The organism is Geothrix sp. SG200 (genome assembly GCF_022808935.1).
GTDB classification, from domain to species: domain Bacteria; phylum Acidobacteriota; class Holophagae; order Holophagales; family Holophagaceae; genus Geothrix; species Geothrix alkalitolerans.
In genome coordinates this window covers 522,308-543,522 of record NZ_JAKZFR010000001.1, presented here as the reverse complement: position 1 = coordinate 543,522, position 21,215 = coordinate 522,308, and the positions used below count along the sequence as shown (strand labels likewise).

Below are 21,215 nucleotides of genomic sequence, written 5' to 3'. Positions count from 1 at the left end.
CATCCTTTCTTCGCGCCCTTCGCGTTCCGTCTGTGGCTGTTGGATTCGCTTGGCCTCAGCGGCCCAGGAGCTCGTCGGCGAGGTAGCCGGCGTCCATGATCTTGCGCAGGGCCTCGAGGATGGCGCGGGCGTCGGTGGCCACGGCGCGCTTGGTGTCGGCGTCGTAGACGTAGTAGCCGCCCTGCCCTTCGTAGACGCTGTCGAAGTTGATGCCCACGAACTCGCCCTTCACGTTCACCACGGGGCTGCCGCTGTTGCCGCCCACGGTGTCGCAGGCGTAGATGAAGTTGAAGGGGGTGGCCAGGTCCAGCTTCGACTGCCGCTTGAGCCAGCGCTCCGGCAGGGTCCAGGCCCCGTGCTCCGCGGCGGCGGCATTGCCGCCCCAGCCCAGGTGCCGGTCGTACATCCCCATGTAGGTGGTGAAGGGCTGGGCCAGGGTGCCCGTGCCGTTGGCATAGGTGGCGACGGGACCGTAGCCCAGGCGCAGGGTGAAGGTGGCGTCGGGATAGAGGCTCTTGCCGAAGGTCTTGAAGCGGGCCTCGGCGATGCGCCCGCCGTGCTCGTTGAAGACGCCTGTGACTTCCGCCTCCATCCGCGCGTGGATGGCGCGGCCGAAGGGATCGACCTTCTTTGCCAGCAGGATCATGGGATCCGTGCTGGCGTCGAGGGCGGCCTTGCCCCCTTCGGCCAGCGCCTTCCGCACGGCGGGATCGTCCAGCCTGGTGCCCGCCACCGCGGCCTGGGCCACGGCCTCCGGGGACTGGCCGCCCAGCAGGGCCTTCACGAAGGGATGGTCCGCGCCCAGCTCGTCCTTCGCCTCCTGCAGCCCGGCCGCCAGCAGCGTGGCGTCGATGGGCTTCTGCACGGGCCGGGGCGAGAGGAGCTGCGCCCGCGTGGCCTTGAGGTTGCCGTCGCTGAACTCGCTGAGCCGCTCGGCCGAGGGCTTGCCCAGCTCGTCCGCGAGGCGAACCAGCGTGAGGGCGTGGCGCAGGCTGGCCACCCGGCCCACCAGGGTGCCGCGGCCGGCATCGAGGTAGGTGGCTTCCTTCAGCAGCGCCTTCTGCCGCTCCACGGCCTGGGCCACCCGGTCCCAGCTTCCGCCCACGCGGGCCTGCAGGGCGGGATCCTTGGCCACGGCGGCCTTCAGGGCAGCCTCGGCCTCGGCCACCTTCTTCAGGTTCTCCGGCTTGGCGAGGCCCAGCAGCTGGCCGCTGAGCCGCTTGTGGCCGTTCTCGATGCCGTAGATGGGCTCGGCGGCGAGGCGGTGCGCCTCGGGCGAGGTGGCCGAGTACGCCAGGAGGGCCTGCTTCTGGCGCTCCAGCGTGCGGAGCTGGAAGGGGATGCCGATGTCGCGGGCATAGGCCATCTGGGCGTGGGTCTGCTGGCGGTAGGTGATGCCGGGATGCCCGGAGATGAAGGTCAGCTCGCCCATGGCCACGCCCTTGGCGCTGAAGGGCAGGAGGGCCTCGGGCCGGTAGGGCTTGCCGTCCTCGTAGACGCGGAACAGGGAGAAGTCCAGGTTGTGGCGGGGGTAGGTGTAGTTGTCGGGGTCGCCGCCGAAGGCCGCGACCTGAAGCTCCGGCGCGGCCACCAGGCGCACGTCCTTGAACTTCCGGTAGCGGTAGAGCCAATACTCGCCGCCCTGGTAGAGGGTGACGGGCTCGCAGGTCAGGCCGGTCTTCGCCTCCTCGGCCTTGCGCAGCTCGGCCAGGGCGTTGCGGCGGGCGGCCAGGGCCTCGGCGTCCCCGCTGCCGGGCTTCACGGCGCCGTTCACCCGGGCCGTCACGTCCTCCATGGAGACGAGCATCATCAGCTCGAGCCCGGGCACGGGGATTTCCTGGGCGCGGGTGGCGGCGGTGAAGCCGTTCTTCACGAGGTCGGCCTGGGCGGTGGACACCTGGGCGATGGCGCCCCGGCCCACGTGGTGGTTGGTCACCACCAGACCGTCGCGGCTCACGAAGGCACCCGTGCCGCCGGGGAACCGCACGGTGGCGAGTTGCAGGTTCTTCAGCCAGGCCTGGCTCAGGTCCACGCCGTACTTCGCCTTGATCTTCTGCACGGGGATGTTGTCGAAGGTCCACATGCCCTCGTCCGCGCGCAGGGCGGGCAGGACGGCGAGCAGGAGGGCGAGGGCGGAAAGGCGCATGGGGGCTCCGAAAAGGGGCCCCGGAGGGCCCCCTGTGGTCAGTCGTTCTGGTTCACTTGCCGGTGAGCTCGGCGGCGAGGTGGGGCGCGTCGTAGACCTTCACGAGGGCCTCGAGGATGGCACGCGCGTCCACGGAGACGCTGCGGTTCACCTTCTCGTCGTAGAAGTAGCGGCCGGCGTTGCCCTCGATGTTGCCGTCGAAGAGCAGGCCCACCAGCTCGCCCTTGCGGTTCACCACGGGGCTGCCGGAGTTGCCGCCGGTGGTGTCCACGGCGTGGGAGAAGTTGAGGGGCGTCTTCAAGTCCAGCTTGCCCATGCGGTCCAGCCAGCGCTGGGGCAGGTGCCAGTCGGTGTAGTCCTTCGCGTCGTTGCCGCCCCAGCCGAAGTGGCGGTCGTAGAGCCCGGCCCAGGTGGTGAAGGGCTGCTGGAGGGTGCCGTTGGCGGGATAGGTGGCCACGGCACCGTAGGTGATGCGCAGCGTCCCCGTGGCGTCCGGCGGCAGGGTCTTGCCGTAGACGGCGAAGCGGGCCTTGGCGATGCGGGCGCCGTGCTCTTCGAGGATGGCCTTCACGTCGTCCTGCTTCTTCCGCTGGGCCAGGAGGATGGGCTCGAGCTTGCGGGCCAGCACGATCATGGGATCGGCGCTCTCGGCCACGGCCTTCTGGCCGCCGTCGATCAGGGCCTTGCGCACGGCGGGATCGTTCAGCTTCGTGCCCGCCACGGCGGCCTTGGCCACCTCGGCCGGCGTCTTCCCGCCCAGGACGGCGACGATGTAGGGGTGCTGCGGGCCCAGCTCGCGCCGGGCATCTTCCAGGCTCCGAGTGAAGAGGAGAGTCTCCAGCTCAGGGTTGGCGGCCTGGCCCATCATGCCCATGGCGGGGCCGGAGAGGCGGGTCTTCAGGGTCTTCAGGCCGCCTTCGGAGCGGTACTCCGTCAGGCGCTTCTCCACGGGCAGCTCCTGCTGTGCGGCGAGCCGCACCAGGGCGAGGGCCTGGCCCAGGGTGGCGGAGCGGGCGGCGCCCAGGTAGAGCGACTCCTTGAGGTTGGCCTTCTGGAGCTGCATGGCCTGCTCAACACGGGCCCAGCTCCTGCCCGTGATGGCGGCCAGCTTGGGATCCTTGGCCACGGCGGCCTTCAGGGCCTTCTCGGCGGCCTCGAGGCGCTTCATGGCCTCGGCGTCCTTCAGGCCGGCCAGGGAGCCCTCGTTGGCCTTGGCGCCGTTGTTCACGCCCAGGATCATCGTCTGCACCTGGCGGGCATGCTCCGCGTCCTGCTTGCCGTACTCCTCGAGGATGGCGCGGGTGCGGTCGGCATTCTTCAGGTAGGTGGGGATGCCGAAGTCGCGGTCGTACTTCATCTGGGCGAAGGTCTGCAGGCGGCTGGTGCGCCCGGGATGGCCCACCACGAAGGTGAGGTCGCCGTTCTTCAGGCCCTCGGTGCTCCAGGTGAGGTGGTGGGGCGGGTGGTAGGGCTTGTCGTTCTCGTAAACGCGGACCATGGAGAAGTCCAGGTCGTGGCGCGGGTAGGTGAAGTTGTCGTAGTCGCCGCCGAAGGCCGCCACGGCGATCTCGGGGGCGGCCACGAGGCGGATGTCCTTGAACACCTTGAAGCCGTACATCCAGGTCTCGCCGCCCTGGTAGAGGTTCACCACGTCGTAGGTGAGGCCGGTCTGCTTCTCCAGCCCGGCCTTGATGGCGTCCAGCTCCTTGGCGCGGGCCGCGGCGGCCTGCTTCTCGGTGAGGCCGGGCGTCACGGCCTTGGCCACGCGCTCGGTGACGTTCTCCATGGCCATGAGGGTGCGGTAGGTCAGGCCCGGGATCTTGAGCTCCTGGTCGCGGCTCATGGCCACGAAGCCGTCCTTCACCAGGTCGCGGTCCTTGGTGGAGAGGCGGGCCAGGGAGCCCCGGGTGCAGTGGTGGTTGGTGACCACCAGGCCGTCCGCGCTCACGAAGGAGCCGGTGCAGCCGCCCAGGGTGAGGGTGGAGAGGCGGACGTGGTCGATCCAGGCCTGCCCGGGCTCGAAGGCGTACTTCTCCTTGAGCTGCTTCAGGGGCAGGTTGTCGAAGGTCCACATGCCCTCCTCGGCCCGGAGGGCCGGCAGGGCGAGCGTGGAGACGAGGGCGAGGGCGAGAACGGAGAGGTGTCGCATGGGGGCTCCTGAGGTGGATCTACTTGCCGGTCAGCTCGGCCACGAGCGCGGAGGCGCCGTAGACCTTGTCCAGGGCATGCAGGAGGCCCCGGGCATCCACGGAGACGCCGCGGTTGGCCTTGTCGTCGTAGAAGTAGTTGCCGGGCAGCATGTCGATGTCGCCGTCGAAGATGAGGCCCACCAGCTCGCCCTTGCGGTCCACCACGGGGGAGCCGGAGTTGCCGCCGATGATGTCGACCTTGTGGACGAAGTTGAAGGGCATGGCGGGGTCGAGGGCGCCGCGCTTGTCGATCCAGCGCTGGGGCAGCGTCCATGCCCCGCCGTGGGCCGCGGCGGCGTTGCCGCCCCAGCCGTCGTAGCGGTCGAAGAGGCCGCCGAAGGTGGTGAAGGGCTGGATGAGCGTGCCGTTGGCCGGGTACTCCGCGACGGGCCCGTAGGTCAGGCGGAGGGTGAAGGTGGCGTCGGGGTAGGTCTCCTTGCCGTAGGCCGCGAAGCGGGCCTTGGCGATGCGCGCGCCGCACTCGGTGAGCACGCTCTGCACCTGCTCCACCTGCTTCCGGCGCACCTCGCGGGACAGGGGATCCAGCTTCTGGGCCAGGAGGATCATGGGGTCCTGGCACTCGGCCACGGCCTTCTTGCCGCCGGCCAGGAGCGCCTTGCGGAATTCGGGGTCCGCGAGCTTGGAGCCGGACACGGCCGCCCGGGCGACCTCCGCCGCCGGCTTGCCGTCCAGCATGGCCTGGATGTAGGGATGGGCGCCGCCGAGCTCCTTCGCGGCGTGCTCCAGCCCCTGAGTGAACATGAAGATCTCCTGCTCGGCGTAGAAGGGGGCGTGGACGCTGAGGCGGGTCTTGGCGGCCTTCAGGTTCGCGTCGCTGTATTCGGGCAGGCGCTTGTCGCTGGGGAGGTGCTCCTCATCGGTGATGCGCACCAGGGCGAGGGCGTAGCCCAGGAGCGTCGAGTCGGCGGTGCCGACGATCTGGGATTCCTTGGCCAGATTCCCGGAAACTTTGAGAGCCTCTTCGATGCGAGCCCAGGCATCGCCGACCTCGGCGGAGAGCTTGGGGTCCGCGTCCACCTTGGCGCGGAGGTCCTTCTCCGCCGCGGCGATCCGGGCCATGGCCTCGGGGTTCTTGAGGCCGGACCAATAGCCGTTGACGGCCTTCAGGCCATTCTCGACGCCGAAGATCTGGGTGTTGACCTGGCGGGCGGCCTCCGGGGAGGACTTCCCGTACTCAACCAGGGCTTCCTTACGCCGTTCCATGGCCTTGAGGCGCATGGGGATGGCCACGTCCCGGGAGTAGATCATCTGGGCCAGGGTGTCCTGGCGGCTGGTGCGGCCGGGATGGCCGGTCACGAAGGTCAGGTCGCCCGCCTTCAGGCCGGTCCGCGTCCAGTGCAGGAACGCCTTCGGGTGGCAGGGCTTCCCGTTCTCGTAAACTCGGAAGATGGAGAAGTCGAGGTTGTGCCGGGGGTAGGTGAAGTTGTCGTAGTCCCCGCCGAAGAAGGCGATCTGCATCTCGGGGGCGAAAACCAGCCGCACGTCGGTGTGCTTCTTGTAGCTGTAGATCCAGTGCTCGCCGCCCTGGTAGAGGGTCACGTGCTCGCAGGTGAGGCCCGTCTTCTCCTGCATCTCCTTCTTGATCCGCTCGATCTCGCCCTCGCGGAGCTTGTGGGCCTCGGCCTCGGAGGCGCCGGGCTTCACCACCTTGGCCAGCCGGTCGGTGATGTTGTCCATGGCCATGAGCGTCAGCAGCTCGAGCCCGGGGACCTTGATCTCATGGTCGCGGTCCTGGGCCGCGAAGCCGTTCTTCACGTAGTCGTGGTCCTTGTCGCTGACACGCTGGATCCAGCCCCGGCCCACGTGGTGGTTGGTGAGCACCAGGCCGTCGGCGCTCACGAAGGAGCCGGAGCCGCCGGGGAAGCGCAGGGCCGACAGGCGCACATGGTCCAGCCAGGCCTGATCCGGCGCCCAGCCGTAGGCCGCCTGAATCTTCTTCGTCGGCAGGTTGTCGAAGGTCCACATGCCCTCCTCAGCCTTCGCCGACCCGGAGGCCAAGGCGAGAACGAGCAGAGGGAGGGTGAGGCGTCGGGCACGGAAGGACATGGCTGCTCCACAGGGGGGATGACCATCGTATCACTACGTATCCCCGGATCCGCCTGCCTTCCAGGCTCGGGGACCGGGGCCCGGCATGCTTTGGCTAGACTGTGACCCCCAGCCGATCTTCGGCCTGGTGACGGGCATCACTTCTCAACCCCGAGGTCTTGAATTCTATTTTTCTGAGACTCAGTATCACAATTATGACGACAACGACCCCCTCTCCCCTCTCCCGCATCCTTCCAGCCCTCCTGCTCGCGACCTCCCTGATGGCCCAGGAGAAGAAGGAAGGCCCCATCCAGGACAACTCCTTCCTCGTGGAGGAGGCCTACAACCAGGAAACGGGCGTGGTGCAGCACATCAGCACCTTCACCCGCTACCAGGAGGCCAAGGACTGGATCTACACCTTCACCCAGGAATGGCCCGTCTTCAGCCAGAAGAACCAACTCAGCTTCACCCTGCCCTGGCAGCGGCTGGACGCCTCCCCCGGCCGCAAGCAGGCCTTCGGCGACGTGGCCCTGAACTGGCGCTACCAGCTGCTGGGCGACGGGAACGCCCCCGTGGCCTTCTCCCCGCGCCTCAGCGTGCTGCTGCCCACGGGCGACGAGAAGGCCGGCTACGGCAAGGGCGCCACCGGCTACCAGGTGAACCTCCCCGTGAGCTTCACCCTGGGCGGCGACTTCGTGGGCCACTTCAACGCCGGCGGCACCCTCACCCCCCGGGCCCGCAACACCGACGGCGACCGCGCCACCACCCGGGACTACCTGCTGGGCCAGAGCTTCATCTGGCTGGCCACCCCCCGCTTCAACGTGATGCTGGAATACATCTACACCAGCGCCGAGGTCATCACCGGCCCCGGCCAGACCCAGCGCCAGGGCGCCTCCTACGTCAATCCCGGCATCCGCTGGGCCTACAACTTCCCCAGCGGGCTCCAGGTGGTTCCGGGCATCGCCGTGCCCATCGGCGTGGGCGCCAGCCGCGGCGAGAAGGCCATCTTCCTCTATCTCAGCTTCGAGCACCCGTTCTGAGGCGGCGCTGAGGCCGGCTCAGAACGTCCACTTCACCCGGGCGGCAAAGGTGCGCGGCGGGATGACGTGGGTGCCGCCGAAGGCGCTGAGGAAGTTGTAGAGGCCCTTCTCGTCCGTGGCGTTCAGCAGGTCCAGGCCCACCGACAGCTTCTGCCCATTCTTGAGCGTCCACGCCTGCCCGGCGTTGAGGTTCAGGATGGTGCGCGACTTGATGCGGTGGTTGAGGCCCACCAGGCTGTCGGTCTCCGTCCGGACGTAGGGGATGCCGAAGGCGTAGTCGGGATTCCCGGCGACGGTCGCGGGGTCGCCCGCCTCCAGGCCCGAGTCATGGCGCGCGGAGGCCTGGGCGAAGAAGCCGCCCTGCTCGTAGCGCACGCCCAGCTGGGCGGTGAGCTTCTGGTCGTGGTCGATGAGGTACGGCGTTCCGTCGGGGCCGTTCACCGTGGGGTCCGCCGAATCCAGTCCGCCGAGGGTCGGGCTGTAGTAGAGCGTCCGGACGGTGCCCGCGCTGAGGTAGGCGGACCAGCCCCGGATCGGCACCGTGTCCACCCGGAGGTCCAGCCCATGGAAGCGCCCCTTCCAGGCGGAGATGGGGAAGAGGATGCCCGTGTTCAGGAATTGGCTGTTGTCGGCGGAGTTCCGGCTGTCCTTCCACCAGTAGTCGAGGCTGACGCGGGCCACCTGGCCCAGCTGCTGCTCCAGGCCCACCAGGTAGCTGTCCTGGGTCTCGGCCCGGAGCTGGGGCACCGGCGTGGATGACTGGGTGACCAGGCTCCAGGCGGTCTGGGAGGTGGAGAAGGCCAGGTTCTCGTTCTCCGGTGTGATGAGCAGCCGGTCGTAGACCACCCGCACCAGGGTGCCGATCCCCGGCAGCGCGTAGGTGACGCCCAGCCTCGGCTGGAGCTCGTTCTGGGTGAAGTCCCGTCCCTGGTAGCTGTCGAAGCGGAGGCCCAGGGCGAAGGTCCAGCGCCCGGCCTTCAGGTCGTCCTGGATGTAGGCCGAGGCCAGGGAGGGCGCGAAGCCGTCTGCGAACCGGAGGATGTTTCCGCCCCCGGCGGGGGTGTAGGGATACAGGGGATCCGAGGGCCCGGAGACCTGGGCCTGGTCGGTGATGGCCAGGTCGAACCGCTCGTGCAGGGGATAGCGCACGACCTGGAGGCCCACCTTGAAGGTGTTGTCGCCGTTTCGCTGGGTGTAGCCCGCCTGGGCGCCCTGGTTGTCCAGGCGTCGGTCGGAGCGGATCCACACGGGGGTGTCCGGCCCGCCGCCGGTGAAGCCCGGCTGCAGGTCCCGGGTGGGGTCCAGGCGCGCAGTGGCGCCGCGGTAGTAGATCGCCATATCCAGGCTGCGGTCCGCGCCCAGCAGGTGGGTCCAGCCCAGGTTCAGGTTCACGTCCGTGGTGTGGACCCGCTGGTCCTGCCCGGCGGCCTGCTGGGAGGCCAGGTTCACCACGTCCCGGTTGGTGCTGCCGCCGCTGGCGGAGAACCGGAGGATGTCGTTGGCGCCCAGCAGCCAGTCGAAGCGGGTGAAGAGGCGGTCCGTGGTCCCGTGGTTGTGCAGGTTCTCGAAGTTCACGGGGTCGAGGAACCGATCGCCCTCGGAGGCGGCGCCAGTCACGAAGTAGCCGAAGGAGGCCGACCCGCCGCGGGCCCCGAAGCCCAGCTCGCGGGTGCTGAACCGCGAGGCGCCCAGCGACACCTCACCCTGGAAGGGCCGGGGGGAACCCAGGCCGGACTTGCTGGTGAGGTTCACCACGGCCGCCGGCTTCCCGCCGTACTCGGCGCTCACGCCGCCGGTGATGACCTCCATGCTCTCCACCTGGGAGGGGTCCAGGGAGTTCGAGAAGGTGGACTGCACCTGGTCCGTGACGGGCACCCCATCCACCACATAGGTCACCTGCCCGTGGCTGCCGCGGAAGTGGAAGCGGCCGTTCTCGTCCTGGATGAAGCCCGGCGTGGCGAGCAGGATGCTCTCCATGGCCCGGCTCTGCACGGCGGTGGGGATCTTCTCGATGGTGGAGCGGTCGATGTCGATGTGGGCCGAAGGGTGGGCCTCCACCAGGGACACCGTGTCCTCCACGGCCACCGTGGCGGAGGCCTGGGCGGCCTTCAGCCGCAGATCGAGCTGGGTGGGCAGGTTGGAGCGGACCGAGATGTTCTGGTGGAGGTCCTGCATCCCCGGCGCCACCACCTCCAGGTGGTAGTCGCTGAAGGGGACGTTGTAGGCGGCGTAGGTGCCCGAGGCGTCCGTGACGACCGTCTGGCGGAATCCGGAAACCCGGTTCTCCAGGCGGACCCGGGCCTGGGGCACCGGCCTTCCCTGGTCGTCCAGCACCCGTCCGGCGAGGGTTCCGCTGCCCGCAGCGGCGGCGAATGCGGGCCCAGCCGCAAGAAGGGCTAGGATGGTGGGGCCGATGGGGGAGTGGGACAAGGCGGGTCCTCCAGATGAAATTATTTTCCAACTAGAGGGTTCAATCAATGGAAAACAATTTCATTTATGACGCCCAAGGCCACTAAACCCTTGGACCATCTGAGCGAAGATTGAGATGCGATCAGCCCGTTGGGGAGGCCTTTGACATGAAGCGGAAGCAGATGTGGATCCTCGGCGGAGGATTGGCGATCTTCGTGATCGCCGGCCTGAGCATCGCCGGCATGCGGGACAAGGGCATCGCCATCCAGGTGGCCACCGTGGCCCGGGAGAACCTGCAGGCCAAGGTGAGCGCCAACGGCAAGATCCAGGCGGTGACGAAGGCGGACATCTCCGCGAGCATCATGGGCCAGGTCACCCGCCTGGCCGTCAAGGAGGGCGACCGCGTCCACAAGGGCCAGTTCCTCATGGAGATCGATCCCCGCAGCGCCCGGGCCAACTCCGAGGCCATGCAGGCCAGCCTGCACGCGGCCCAGTCGGACCTGACCTCCGCCACCGCCAACCTCGCCCAGGCCAAGTCCGACTTCGACCGGGCGAAGGCCAACCGGGACGCGGGCATCATCTCCGCGGCGGATTTCGAGCGGGCGAGGACCGCCCTCGAAACCGCCCAGGCCGCGCAGGAGACGGCCCGCCGCCGCACGGACCAGGCCAAGGCCAACCTGAGCCAGTCCCATGTGGGACTCGGCTTCTCCACCATCGCCGCGCCCATGGACGGCGTGGTCACCGCCCGCCGCATCGAGCTGGGCGAGACCGCCGTGCCCGGCATCCAGAACCAGCCTGGCACCGTGCTCCTCACCGTCTCCGACATGAGCAAGGTGGAGGCCGAGATGGAGGTGGACGAGGCGTCCATCCCCACCGTGAAGCTGGGCCAGGAGGCGCAGATCCGCATCGACGCCTATCCCAACCAGGTCTTCCAGGGCCAGGTCACGGAAGTGGGCGGCAGCCCCATCCTGAAGACCAGCGTGAACGACGCCACCAAGTTCAAGGTGAAGGTGTGGATCAAGGATCCGCCCCTCACCATCAAGCCCGGCCTCTCCGCCCAGGCGGACATCTTCACCGGCAGCCGCGACCAGGCCCTGGCCATCCCCTTCCAGGCCCTCGTCATGCGCGAGATCAAGCTGAAGCCCGGCGAGACCCACAAGCCCGGCGCCCCCCGCGAGGAGGAAGGCGTCTTCGTCATGGAATCGGGCAAGGCCAAGTTCGTGGCCGTGAAGACGGGCCTCATGGGCGACCTCTCCGTGGAGGTGCTCTCCGGCCTCAAGGGCGGCGAGTCGCTCATCACCGGCCCCAACCGGGCGCTCCGCGACCTCAAGGGCGGCGAGGCGGTCCGGGTGGAGAAGGCGAAGAAGAAGGACAAGGACAAGGACGAGACCAAGTCCTGAGGCCCCCATGAACCCCACTGAACTCTTCCGCGCCTCCTTCCGGGCGATCCGGGCGCACACCCTGCGCAGCTTCCTCACGCTGCTGGGGGTCATCATCGGCGTGGCCACCATCGTGGCCGTGGTGGGCGTGATCTCCGGCCTGAACACCTACGTGAAGGAGAAGATCATCGTCCTGGCCCCGGACGTCTACGTCGTCCAGAAGTTCGGGATCATCCGGAGCCGACGGGAGTTCATCGACGCCCTCAAGCGCCCGCCCATCACCTGGCAGGAGTATCAGCGCCTCTCCAGCGGCATCCTCAAGGAGTCCTCCCAGGTCTCCGCCGCCGCCGGCAACTCCATGCCCGTGCAGAGCGGGGACCGGCACCTGGACAGCATCGCCGTCATCGGCATCACCTCCAACTTCGCGGACCTGTTCAACCTGGAGTTCGAGGCCGGACGGTTCTTCTCGGACAACGAGGACCAGGGCGCCCTGAACGTCGCCGTCATCGGGGCCAACACCCGGGAGGAGCTGTTCCCCCACCTGGATCCGGTTGGCCGGACGATCCTGATCCGGGGCCTCCCCTTCCGCGTCATCGGGCTCATGCCCAAGCAGGGGCGGAGCATCGGCTTCAACCAGGACGGGCGCATCTACATCCCCCTCCAGGTCTACCGGAAGAACTTCATGGCCTCGAACGAGAGCCTGGAGCTGCAGATCAAGGCCCGGAACGGCGTGGAGGGCCTGGACGCGTCCATGGACGAAGTGCGGGCCCTGTTCCGCGCCATGCGGCACACCAGTTTCCGCAGCCCCGACCCCTTCGGCCTCCTCACCCAGGAGAGCCTGCAGGAACTCTGGAAGACCATCAGCAGCGCCGCCTTCATCCTGCTGATGCTGATCTCGAGCGTGAGCCTCGGCGTGGGCGGCATTGTGATCATGAACATCATGCTGGTGAGCGTGGTGGAGCGGACCCAGGAGATCGGCGTCCGCATGGCCCTGGGGGCCCGCAAGCGCGACATCCGCTACCAGTTCCTCCTGGAGGCCGCCCTGCTCTCCGCCGCCGGCGGCGTCATCGGCGTGCTGGTGGGCTCCCTCGGCGCCTTCACCGTTCGGGCCCTGGCGGACTTCCCCGCCCAGATCACGCCGGGCATCGTCCTCGTGGGCATCCTCCTCAGCACCCTCGTGGGCCTGGCCGCGGGCTTCCTGCCCGCGTACCGCGCCTCCAACCTCGTCGTCATCGACGCCATCCGGGCGGAGTGACCATGGCCAGCCGCAAAGCCGGATTCAGGGGCATCGGCAGCGAGAACGTCAAGTTCGCGTTCCGGGCCATGGTGGCCCAGAAGCTTCGGAGCTTCCTCACGCTCTTGGGCATCGTGGCGGGCGTGGCCACGGTCATCGCCATGGTGAGCTTCGTGTCGGGCTTCAACGACGCTGTGACTGACAGCTTCTCCAGCTTCGGCACCACCCTCGTGCAGTTCCAGAAGTACGAGCCCCGGTTCGGCGGCGGGCGCATCCCCGAGGACCAGAAGCGCCGCCGCGACCTCACCATCGAGGACGCCGAAGCCCTCAAGCAGACCGCCACGCTCGCCGCGGCCGTGTCCCAGGAGCGCTACCTGTTCGGCAACGACGCGGCGAACCTCAGCATCAAGACCCCCGAGGGCCAGGAGGGGAACAACCCCACCTTCGTCGGCACGAACCCCGACTACGCGCCATCCAACAACTCCTTCATCCAGGACGGGCGGTTCTTCGTGGACGCGGACGTCACCCACACGGCCCGCACCTGCGTGGTGGGTCCCATGACCGCCGAGGCCCTCTTCGGCAAGCGGGATCCCATCGGCCGCACGGTGCTCGTCAACGGCGTGGCCTTCAGCGTCATCGGGCTGCTGGAGAAGAAGGGCAGCTTCCTGGGCGGCGATGCGGACAACATCCTGCTCATCCCCATCAGCACCTTCGACGAGATGTTCCCCCAGGTGAAGAACGGCGGCGGGGACACCATCCACATCGCCACCGTGCCCAAGGACCCGAAGCGGATGTACGAGATGATGGATCAGGAGGTGGCCATCCTCCGGGCCCGGCGCGGACTTCGGGCCAGCCAGCCCAACGACTTCGCCATCTTCACCAGCGAGGCTCAGCTCAAGACCTTCCAGCAGATCACCGGCGGCATCGCGGGCGCCATGATCCTCATCGCCGCCATCGCGCTGCTGGTGGGGGGTGTGGGCGTCATGAACATCATGCTGGTGAGCGTCACCGAGCGCACCCGTGAGATCGGCGTGCGCAAGGCCCTGGGCGCCACGCGCCGGGACATCGCCATGCAGTTCCTGGTGGAGGCCATCAGCCTCACGGGCGTGGGCGGCGCCGTGGGCATCGCCGTGGGCCTGGGCATCGCCATGCTGGTGCGCCTGGTCTTCGAGTTCCCCGCCGCCGCGCCCCTCTGGAGCATCGTCCTCGGCTTCGGCGTCAGCACGGCCGTGGGGCTCATCTTCGGGCTGTGGCCGGCGCTGAAGGCCGCCAAGCAGGATCCCATCGAGGCCCTCCGCTACGAGTAGCGGCGGGCCTCTGGATCCCGCGGCTCCGCCGACAACCCCCAGATCGGATGCGCCACTGGCGCCTCCTCCCGCTCACCTCCGGTTCGCGGATGGGGCCCCGTCCCATCGAGGCCCTCCGCTACGAGTAGCGGCGGGCCTCTGGATCCCGCGGCTCCGCCGACTACCCCCAGATCGGATGCGCCACTGGCGCCTCCTCCCGCTCACCTCCGGTTCGCGGATGGGGACCGTCCCATCGAGGCGCTACGGTACGAGTAGCCTCAGCCCTCGACCAGGGTCTTCACGATGAACGCCGGGGGATGCTCGATGTGCTTCTTCACCGTGCACTGGCTGGCGGTGCGCACGAGAGCGTCGTGGTACTTCTCGGGGAACGTAGGCGGCACCAGGATCTCCAGCTCCACGCGCCCGACCATGCCCGTGGCGGGATCCGGGACGGTCCGCTGGACCAGCCGGATGCCCTCGGTCGGAAGCTCACGCTGGCGGCAGAAGTTCAGCACGTAGATGCCGGCGCAGGTGGCGAGGGAGGCCTGGAAGAGGGCGAAGGGGCTGGGCGCGGAGCCTTCCCCGCCGCCCTGGACGGGCTGATCCGTCTTCACGGTGTAGGGTCCGAAGTGCGCGTCGACCCGCGCGCCGCCCGGAAAATCGATGACCATGTCCATGCCCGGCTCCTTGTCGCAGAACCTTCATGGTGCCACAATATTCTATCATAATCAAATAGGATTATTTGGCGGCCCCCTGGAAGGAACCCATCGCACCGCAGGATGACAGGGGCTCCGCGATGCACGACCATGGGCGGAAGATCCCCGGAGTTCGACATGACCCAGGCTGAGGCGCAAGGCCCCGTGACGCTGCTGGACCTGAAGTTCCAGGTGGAGAACACGGTGGGGGCGTTCCTCATCCGCACGTCCGACGGGCCCGTCCTCGTGGAGACGGGGCCCGAGTCCCTCTACGAGCACCTCCGGGAAGCCGTGGAGGCCCAGGGCTTCGCCCTGGAGGACATCCGCCATGTCTTCATCACGCACATCCACCTGGACCACGGCGGCGCCGCCTGGCGGTTGGCGCGCCACGGCGCGAAGATCCACGTCCATCCCAAGGGGGCCCGCCACCTCCAGGATCCGGCCAAGCTGCTGGACTCGGCCCGGCGCATCTACGGCGATGCCATGGAACGCCTGTGGGGCCGGCTCGAGCCCATCGCTGCGGACCATATCGTGCCCATGGAGGACGGCGGGACGGTGCGCATCGGTGATACCGCCATCCAGGCCATCCACACCCCGGGCCACGCCATCCACCACATCACCTACCGCCTGGACGACGGGCTCTTCACCGGCGACGTGGGCGGCATCCGCATCGGGCACGGCCCCACCATCCCGCCCTTCCCACCCCCGGACATCGACCTGGAGGCCTGGCGAGAATCCATCCGCCGCATGCGGGCAGCCCGTCCCGCCTTCATCTACCCCACCCACTTCGGCATCAAGCGCGATGGCGAGGCCCACTTCGATTCGCTGGAAGAGAACCTCCACCGCATCGCCGAGTGGGTGCGCCAGCAGCTCGCGGCGGGCACCCCCGAGGCGGCCATGGTGCCCCGGTTCCAGGCCTTCCTGAACGGCCTGCTGGCCGGGTACGGGCTGGACGACCAGGCCATCCAGGACTACGAGATCGCCGATCCCGCCTTCATGAGCGTCTACGGCCTGGCCCGCTACTGGCGGAAGAAGGACAGCCTCGCCTGATATCTCTGAAGAGGAGCCAGCCATGAACCCCTACGAATCCATGAGCCGCGAGGACCTGCTCCGGGCCCTCGAGATGTTCGCCAAGAACTGGCTGGCCCACGACGGCTGCTGGCTCCTGGCCGCCGAGGAGCGCGATGGCATGGACGCCGCCATCGAGCTGGACGCCCTGGCCTGGAAGCGCTTCGCCCAGGCCGAGGCCAATCGGATCATGGAGACCTTCGCCGTGCCCGCCGGCGGCGGACTGGAGGCCCTGGAGAAGGCCCTGGCCCACCGCATGTACGCCTTCATCAACGAGCAGCACGCCGAATGGTCCGAGGACCGGGATGAGCTGACCTTCGTCATGGACCGCTGCCGCGTGCAGGAGACCCGCCGCCGCAAAGGACTGCCCGACTTCCCGTGCCGCCCGGTGGGGGAGGTGGAGTTCAACGCCTTCGCCCACGCCGTCGACCCCCGCATCGAGGTGAGCTGTCGCCACTGCCCGCCGGATGCCCCCGAGGGCGCCTACTGCGCCTGGCGGTTCCGGCTGAAGGGCTGAAGGGCCGCTCGCCGCGCCCCCAGCGACCTCGCGGTTGCCCCAGGTCGGAAGGGGTACTCGCGAGGTCCGACTTATCCCTGGGCGCCCCGTTCCGGCACCGGCACACTTTGGGCCATGGACACCCTCGACCCCACCGCTCGTTCCGTCGTGCCGGAGGCCTTCCGGCAGGAGGACCGTCGACGCCGCTGGAAGGTCCTGGCCGCCTTGACGGGGTTCCTGCTGGCCTTCGCCAGTGGCACCGCCCTGCTGGTGACCCAGCCCGTCTTCGCCGGGCGCACCGCAGACGATGTCCCCGCGGGATCTCCGGAGCGCCTGGAGGCCGATGTCCGGCTGCTCTCGGAATCCTGCGCGCCCCGGGACTGGCTCGGCGCAGGCCTGCCGAAGGCCGCCGACGCGATCGCCCTGGCCTTCCAGGAGGCAGGCGGGCGGGTGGCGCGTCAGCCCTTCGAGGTCCGCGGGCACACCGTCACCAACGTGATCGCCTCCTTCGGCCCCGAGACCGGAACCCGCGTCGTGGTGGGCGCCCACTATGACGCCTGCGGGGAACTGCCCGGCGCGGACGACAATGCCAGCGGGGTGGCCTGCCTGCTGGAGCTGGCCCGGTCCCTCGGCCAGGCCCCGCCGGCCGGGCGGGTGGACCTGGTGGCCTACACGCTGGAGGAGCCCCCCTTCTTCCGCACCCCGGACATGGGCAGCGTCAGGCACGCCCGCCTGCTGAGGGAGGCCGGGAGCGAGGTGCGGGCCGTGATCGTCCTGGAGATGGTGGGCCGGTACACCGAGGCCTCCAACAGCCAGCGATACCCCTCGACCCTCCTCGATCTGCTGTACCCCGACCGGGGGAACTTCCTCCTGGTGGCCGGCCGATTCGGCGACATCGACCTGACCCGCCAGGTGAAGGCCGCCTTCCGGTCCGCCTCGCCCCTCCCCGTGCGCTCCCTGAACGGCCCGCGCTGGATCCCCGGCATGGACTTCTCGGACCACTACCCCTACTGGGACCAGGGGTTCCCGGCCGTCATGCTCACGGACACGGCCTTCTACCGGAACCTCGACTACCACACCGGCCGTGACACCGCCGACCGGCTCGACTACCGGCGCATGGCCCAGGTGGTCCAGGGCGTGCATGCCGCCGTGACCAGGCTCGCCATGCGGGCACCCTAGAGGAATGCGGGCACACTAGAGGCATGGACGCCAACGAATTCCGCCGCCTCGGTTACCAGCTCGTGGACTGGATCGCGGACTACCGCGAGAACCTCGAGCGCCTCCCCGTCATGAGCCGGGTGCAGCCCGGCGACATCCGCGCCGCCTTCCCGGACCACCCGCCTCAGCACGGAGGCCGTGTGGCCCAGGCCCTGGCGGCCCTCGAGCGGGACGTGCTGCCCGGCATCACCCACTGGAACCATCCATCCTTTTTCGCCTACTTCCCCAGCAACACCAGCTACAGCTCGATCCTCGGCGACCTGGCAGCCTCGGGCCTGGGCGCCCAGGGCATGAGCTGGCAGACCAGCCCCGCCGCCACCGAGGTCGAAGAGGTGGTCATGGACTGGCTGCGCCAGATGGTGGGCCTGAGCCCCGCCTTCGCCGGCGTCATCCACGACACCGCCAGCACCGCCACCTTCACGGCCCTGCTCTGCGCCCGGGAGAAGGTCTCTGAGTACGCCCAGAACACGGAAGGCCTCCAGAGCGGGGAGGCGCCACTGGTGGTCTACGCCTCGGACCAGGCCCACAGCTCCATCGAGAAGGCAGCCCTCCTCGCGGGCTTCGGCCGCAGCTTCCTGCGGCTCATCCCCACGGACGAGAACCACGCCGTCCGGATCGATCTGCTGCAGGCGGCCATCGAGAAGGACCTCGAGATCGGCCTCCGCCCCTGCGCCCTCGTGGGCGCCGTGGGCACCACGGCCACCACGGCCCTGGATTCCCTGCCCGCCCTAGCGGACCTCGCCGAGAAGCACGGCATGTGGCTCCACGTGGATGCGGCCATGGCGGGCACGGCCATGGTGCTGCCCGAGTGCCGCTGGATGTGGGAAGGCATCGAGCGGGCGGACAGCCTGGTGTTCAACCCCCACAAGTGGATGGGCGTGGGCTTCGACCTCAGCGCCTACTACGTCCGCGATCCCCAGCACCTCATCCGCGTGATGAGCACCAACCCCAGCTACCTGCGCACGGCCCAGGACGGCCAGGTGAGCAACTTCCGCGACTGGCACATCCAGCTGGGCCGCCGCTTCCGGGCGCTCAAGCTCTGGTTCTACCTCATGGATGTCGGCGTGGAGGGCCTCCAGGCCCGCATCCGGCGCGACCTGGCGAACGCCCAGTGGCTGAAGGACCAGGTGGACGCCGCCCCGGACTGGGAGCGCCTGGCTCCCGTGCCCCTCCAGACCCTCTGCCTCCGCCACCTCAAGCCCGGCCTGGACGAGGGCGCCCTGGCCCAGCACAACCTGGACCTCGCCCACCGCATCAACGAGGGCGGCGCCGCCTACCTCACCCCCTCGATGCTCAAAGGCCGCCAGATCCTCCGCGTGAGCATCGGCGCCGAGCCCACCGAGCGCCGCCACGTCGAAGCCCTGTGGCAGGCCCTGAAGGCTGCGGCCGAGGCCTGAACCGCAGAACGCGAAGAGCGCGACGCCGCCCTTCGGGCGAGCGAAGAGCGCGAAGGGGGTTCGACCCATCCCGGACATCCCTTTGAGAGCGGCGGCCATGCGCGACCTGGGGCCGAAGGCCCGGATGCCCTGCACCAAGGCACCCACAACTGCTTTCGCGGTCTTCGCTCTTTCTTCGCGCCCTTCGCGTTCTTCTTTTCCCGTTTTCCATTGCATCAAGCGGCCTCGATCCGGCACACTTGGCCCACCATGATTCCTGTCCTGACCTTCAACCCTCGCCCTAGCCACCCTATGACCGGCCGACCGGTTGGAGGGCTTTGAGCTAGTCGCCAGGACGATCCGCTCACATCCACCCCCGGGCCGCACACCGACCCGGGGGTTTTTCTTTATGGCAGATGACCATGACCCGCAGCACCCACGCCATCGCCAACACCGCCCAGCGGGCCAGTCTTGGCGCGGCCAAGAGGATCGTCATCAAGCTCGGCACGCAGGTCGTGCTGGATGACGAGGGAAGGCCTGCGCTCAGCCGTCTGTACGGATTGATGGAAACCGTGGCCAGTCTCCGCCGCCGGGGCGCCCAGCCCGTGCTGGTGTCCTCCGGCGCCATCGGGCTGGGAGCCCGCCAGCTCGGCATCCACAAGCCGAAGGAATTGCCCCAGAAGCAGGCCTGCGCGGCCGCCGGGCAGGGCCAGCTCATGTCCATCTACCAGGAGGGCTTCGCCCGCATGGGCCACTGCGCGGCCCAGGTGCTGCTGACGGAGGACGACTTCGCGGATCCCCTCCGCCATGCCAACCTCCGGCGCACCCTGGACACCCTGCTGGAGCTGGGGGCCATCCCCATCCTCAATGAGAACGACACCGTGTCCACCCTGGAGCTGGAGCGGCCGTCCCCTGGCCGCCGGCCCATCTTCAGCGACAACGACCACCTCTCCGCCCTGGTGGCCATGCACCTGGAGGCCGATCTCCTGGTGCTCCTCTCGGACGTGAGCGCCCTCCACACCCGAAACCCGGGACTGCACGTCGACGCCGAGCCCCTGGCGGAGGTCCCCTTCGGAACCGATCCTCAAGCCAGGCTCGAGGGCGCCTCGGGCCGCGGGCGAGGGGGCATGGTCAGCAAGGTGGAGGCGGCGCGGGCCGCGGCACGGGCCGGGGTGCCCGTGGTGCTGGCCTCGGGCCTCGCCATCGGCATCCTCGACCAGATTCTCGCGGGCGACCCCGTGGGCACCCTCTTCCTTGCCGCACCCAAGGGAGCCCGGCCATGACCGACACGAGCCTCAGCCCCCTCCAGATCCAGGCCATGGCCCAGGCGGCCCGGGAGGCCTCCCGCCGCCTGGCCGCCACCCCCGGAACGCGTCGTTCGGCGGTGCTGCGGCGGCTGGCGGGCCTTCTGCAAGCCCAGGCCCCGGCCCTCTTCGCGGCCAATGCGGAAGATGTGGCCGCCGGGAACGCGCTGCCGCCCGCCACGCTCCAGCGGCTCAAGCTGGACGACGCCAAGCTGGCGGCCATGGCCCAGGGCGTCCGGGCCGTGGCGGACCTGCCGGATCCCCTCCACCGGGTGCAGCTGCGCCGCGAGCTGGACGAGGGCCTGGAGCTCACCCGCGTGGCCTGCCCCCTGGGCGTGCTCTGCGTGGTGTTCGAGTCGCGGCCCGACGCCCTCATCCAGATCAGCGCCCTGGCCCTCAAGAGCGGCAACGCCGTGCTGCTCAAGGGCGGCCGCGAGGCCGCGCGCTCCAATGGCGCCCTGCTGGCCGTGGTGCGGCAGGCGCTGGCGGAGGAGGGGCTGCCGGAGGACGCGGTCCAGGGCCTGCCGGACCGCGAGGCCGTGGCGGCCCTGCTGCAGCGGCCGGACCTGGTGGACCTGGTGATCCCCCGCGGCTCCCGGGAGCTGGTGCTGAGCCTCCAGGCCGCCACCCGCATCCCCGTGCTGGGCCACGCGGACGGCATCTGCCACATGTACCTCGACGCCGCCGCCGACACCGCCATGGCCGTGGCCCTGGTGCGCGACGCCAAGCTCCAGTACCCCGCCGCCTGCAACGCGGTGGAGACGGCCCTCATCCACCGCCGGGCCGCGGCCCGCCTGCTGCCGGCCCTGGTGGCGGACCTGGCCCCGCGCGGCGTGGAGCTGCGCGGCTGCGCCGCCTGCCGCGAGCTCGAGCCCGCCCTGGCGGAGGCCACGGACGCGGACTGGGACACCGAGTACGGCGCCCCCGTCCTGGCCCTGAAGATCGTGGACGATCTCGACGGGGCCCTGGCCCACATCCGCGCCCACGGCAGCGGCCACACAGAGGCCATCGTCACCGAGGATCACGCCGCCGCCTCCCGCTTCCTGGCGGAGGTGGATGCGGCGGGCGTGTTCCACAACGCCTCCACTCGGTTCGCTGACGGGTTCCGGTACGGCTTCGGCGCCGAGGTGGGCATCAGCACCGGGCGGATCCACGCCCGGGGCCCCGTGGGACTGGAGGGCCTCCTCAGCTACCGCTACCTCCTGCTGGGCCACGGGCACAAGGTGGAAGACTACGCGGGGTCTGCCGCCCGGCCCTTCCGTCACCGGGATCTGGCCGGTGGTTTGGGCGGCGATCCAGACAGCAGGGTATAAACATCAATTATTGATA

At 69.2% G+C, this 21,215-nt stretch carries 15 protein-coding genes; 10 read left to right on the top strand and 5 right to left on the bottom strand.

Annotated features, from left to right (window positions below; translation table 11 throughout):
* Positions 1-55 precede the first annotated feature (55 nt).
* Genes ML539_RS02395 through ML539_RS02385 form a run of 3 tightly spaced genes read right to left on the bottom strand, consistent with a single transcriptional unit; the run spans position 56 to position 6,402 of the window.
* Complete coding sequence (locus ML539_RS02395; RefSeq protein WP_243320318.1) at positions 56-2,146, bottom strand: S46 family peptidase; 2,091 nt, start codon at positions 2,144-2,146, stop codon at positions 56-58.
* A 52-nt stretch (positions 2,147-2,198) separates the two neighbouring features.
* Positions 2,199-4,295: a S46 family peptidase gene (locus ML539_RS02390; RefSeq protein WP_243320316.1), complete on the bottom strand. Its 2,097-nt coding sequence runs from the start codon at positions 4,293-4,295 to the stop codon at positions 2,199-2,201.
* 19 nt (positions 4,296-4,314) lie between these two features.
* Positions 4,315-6,402, bottom strand: a complete 2,088-nt coding sequence (locus ML539_RS02385) for a S46 family peptidase (RefSeq protein WP_243320313.1) — start codon at positions 6,400-6,402, stop codon at positions 4,315-4,317.
* A gap of 194 nt (positions 6,403-6,596) precedes the next feature.
* Here ML539_RS02385 and ML539_RS02380 point away from each other — a divergent pair, with 194 nt between their 5' ends.
* Positions 6,597-7,421, top strand: coding sequence for a transporter (locus ML539_RS02380; RefSeq protein WP_243320311.1), 825 nt, complete (start codon positions 6,597-6,599; stop codon positions 7,419-7,421).
* 18 nt (positions 7,422-7,439) lie between these two features.
* On the opposite strand, the gene ML539_RS02375 is transcribed toward ML539_RS02380, so the two are convergent.
* Positions 7,440-9,851, bottom strand: a complete 2,412-nt coding sequence (locus tag ML539_RS02375) for a TonB-dependent receptor (protein ID WP_243320309.1) — start codon at positions 9,849-9,851, stop codon at positions 7,440-7,442.
* Positions 9,852-9,997: 146 nt separating this feature from the next.
* On the opposite strand from ML539_RS02375, the gene ML539_RS02370 reads away from it, so the two are divergent.
* From ML539_RS02370 to ML539_RS02360, 3 genes are read left to right on the top strand one after another with little or no spacing between them, the layout of a single operon-like run.
* On the top strand, positions 9,998-11,230 hold the full coding sequence (locus tag ML539_RS02370) for an efflux RND transporter periplasmic adaptor subunit (protein WP_243320308.1): 1,233 nt from the start codon (positions 9,998-10,000) through the stop codon (positions 11,228-11,230).
* Positions 11,231-11,237: 7 nt separating this feature from the next.
* A complete protein-coding gene (locus ML539_RS02365; protein WP_243320306.1) occupies positions 11,238-12,464 on the top strand; it encodes an ABC transporter permease in 1,227 nt (408 codons plus the stop codon).
* Positions 12,465-12,466: 2 nt separating this feature from the next.
* Positions 12,467-13,750 carry an ABC transporter permease gene (locus tag ML539_RS02360; protein WP_243320304.1) on the top strand — a complete coding sequence of 428 codons (1,284 nt, stop codon included), beginning with the start codon at positions 12,467-12,469 and terminating at the stop codon, positions 13,748-13,750.
* 257 nt (positions 13,751-14,007) lie between these two features.
* Here the strand turns inward: ML539_RS02360 and ML539_RS02355 are convergent, their stop codons facing one another.
* Positions 14,008-14,406, bottom strand: coding sequence for an OsmC family protein (locus ML539_RS02355; protein WP_243320302.1), 399 nt, complete (start codon positions 14,404-14,406; stop codon positions 14,008-14,010).
* Between the two features lie 156 nt (positions 14,407-14,562).
* Here ML539_RS02355 and ML539_RS02350 point away from each other — a divergent pair, with 156 nt between their 5' ends.
* The 6 genes from ML539_RS02350 (at position 14,563) to ML539_RS02325 (ending at position 21,199) form a co-directional block, all read left to right on the top strand.
* On the top strand, positions 14,563-15,474 hold the full coding sequence (locus ML539_RS02350; protein WP_243320300.1) for an MBL fold metallo-hydrolase: 912 nt from the start codon (positions 14,563-14,565) through the stop codon (positions 15,472-15,474).
* 22 nt (positions 15,475-15,496) lie between these two features.
* Positions 15,497-16,009, top strand: a complete 513-nt coding sequence (locus ML539_RS02345; protein ID WP_243320297.1) for a DUF6125 family protein — start codon at positions 15,497-15,499, stop codon at positions 16,007-16,009.
* Between the two features lie 114 nt (positions 16,010-16,123).
* Positions 16,124-17,167, top strand: a complete 1,044-nt coding sequence (locus tag ML539_RS02340; RefSeq protein WP_243320296.1) for a M28 family peptidase — start codon at positions 16,124-16,126, stop codon at positions 17,165-17,167.
* A 23-nt stretch (positions 17,168-17,190) separates the two neighbouring features.
* Entirely contained in the window at positions 17,191-18,603 is a 1,413-nt protein-coding gene (locus ML539_RS02335; RefSeq protein WP_243320294.1) for a pyridoxal-dependent decarboxylase, read from the top strand.
* Positions 18,604-18,998: 395 nt separating this feature from the next.
* A complete protein-coding gene (gene proB, locus ML539_RS02330) occupies positions 18,999-19,865 on the top strand; it encodes a glutamate 5-kinase (RefSeq protein ID WP_243320291.1) in 867 nt (288 codons plus the stop codon).
* Complete coding sequence (locus tag ML539_RS02325) at positions 19,862-21,199, top strand: glutamate-5-semialdehyde dehydrogenase (RefSeq protein ID WP_243320289.1); 1,338 nt, start codon at positions 19,862-19,864, stop codon at positions 21,197-21,199. The genes proB and ML539_RS02325 overlap by 4 nt, the downstream gene beginning before the upstream one ends.
* Positions 21,200-21,215 lie beyond the last annotated feature (16 nt).

Excerpts from the sequence above, each read along its gene's own strand:
- ML539_RS02325 (WP_243320289.1), top strand. The coding sequence starts at position 19,862 with ATGACCGACACGAGCCTCAGCCCCCTCCAGATCCAGGCCATGGCCCAG.
- ML539_RS02390 (WP_243320316.1), bottom strand. The coding sequence starts at position 4,295 with ATGCGACACCTCTCCGTTCTCGCCCTCGCCCTCGTCTCCACGCTCGCC.
- proB (WP_243320291.1), top strand. The coding sequence starts at position 18,999 with ATGACCATGACCCGCAGCACCCACGCCATCGCCAACACCGCCCAGCGG.
- ML539_RS02370 (WP_243320308.1), top strand. The coding sequence starts at position 9,998 with ATGAAGCGGAAGCAGATGTGGATCCTCGGCGGAGGATTGGCGATCTTC.
- ML539_RS02360 (WP_243320304.1), top strand. The coding sequence starts at position 12,467 with ATGGCCAGCCGCAAAGCCGGATTCAGGGGCATCGGCAGCGAGAACGTC.
- ML539_RS02385 (WP_243320313.1), bottom strand. The coding sequence starts at position 6,402 with ATGTCCTTCCGTGCCCGACGCCTCACCCTCCCTCTGCTCGTTCTCGCC.
- ML539_RS02365 (WP_243320306.1), top strand. The coding sequence starts at position 11,238 with ATGAACCCCACTGAACTCTTCCGCGCCTCCTTCCGGGCGATCCGGGCG.
- ML539_RS02350 (WP_243320300.1), top strand. The coding sequence starts at position 14,563 with ATGACCCAGGCTGAGGCGCAAGGCCCCGTGACGCTGCTGGACCTGAAG.
- ML539_RS02355 (WP_243320302.1), bottom strand. The coding sequence starts at position 14,406 with ATGGACATGGTCATCGATTTTCCGGGCGGCGCGCGGGTCGACGCGCAC.
- ML539_RS02395 (WP_243320318.1), bottom strand. The coding sequence starts at position 2,146 with ATGCGCCTTTCCGCCCTCGCCCTCCTGCTCGCCGTCCTGCCCGCCCTG.
- ML539_RS02340 (WP_243320296.1), top strand. The coding sequence starts at position 16,124 with ATGGACACCCTCGACCCCACCGCTCGTTCCGTCGTGCCGGAGGCCTTC.
- ML539_RS02380 (WP_243320311.1), top strand. The coding sequence starts at position 6,597 with ATGACGACAACGACCCCCTCTCCCCTCTCCCGCATCCTTCCAGCCCTC.
- ML539_RS02335 (WP_243320294.1), top strand. The coding sequence starts at position 17,191 with ATGGACGCCAACGAATTCCGCCGCCTCGGTTACCAGCTCGTGGACTGG.
- ML539_RS02345 (WP_243320297.1), top strand. The coding sequence starts at position 15,497 with ATGAACCCCTACGAATCCATGAGCCGCGAGGACCTGCTCCGGGCCCTC.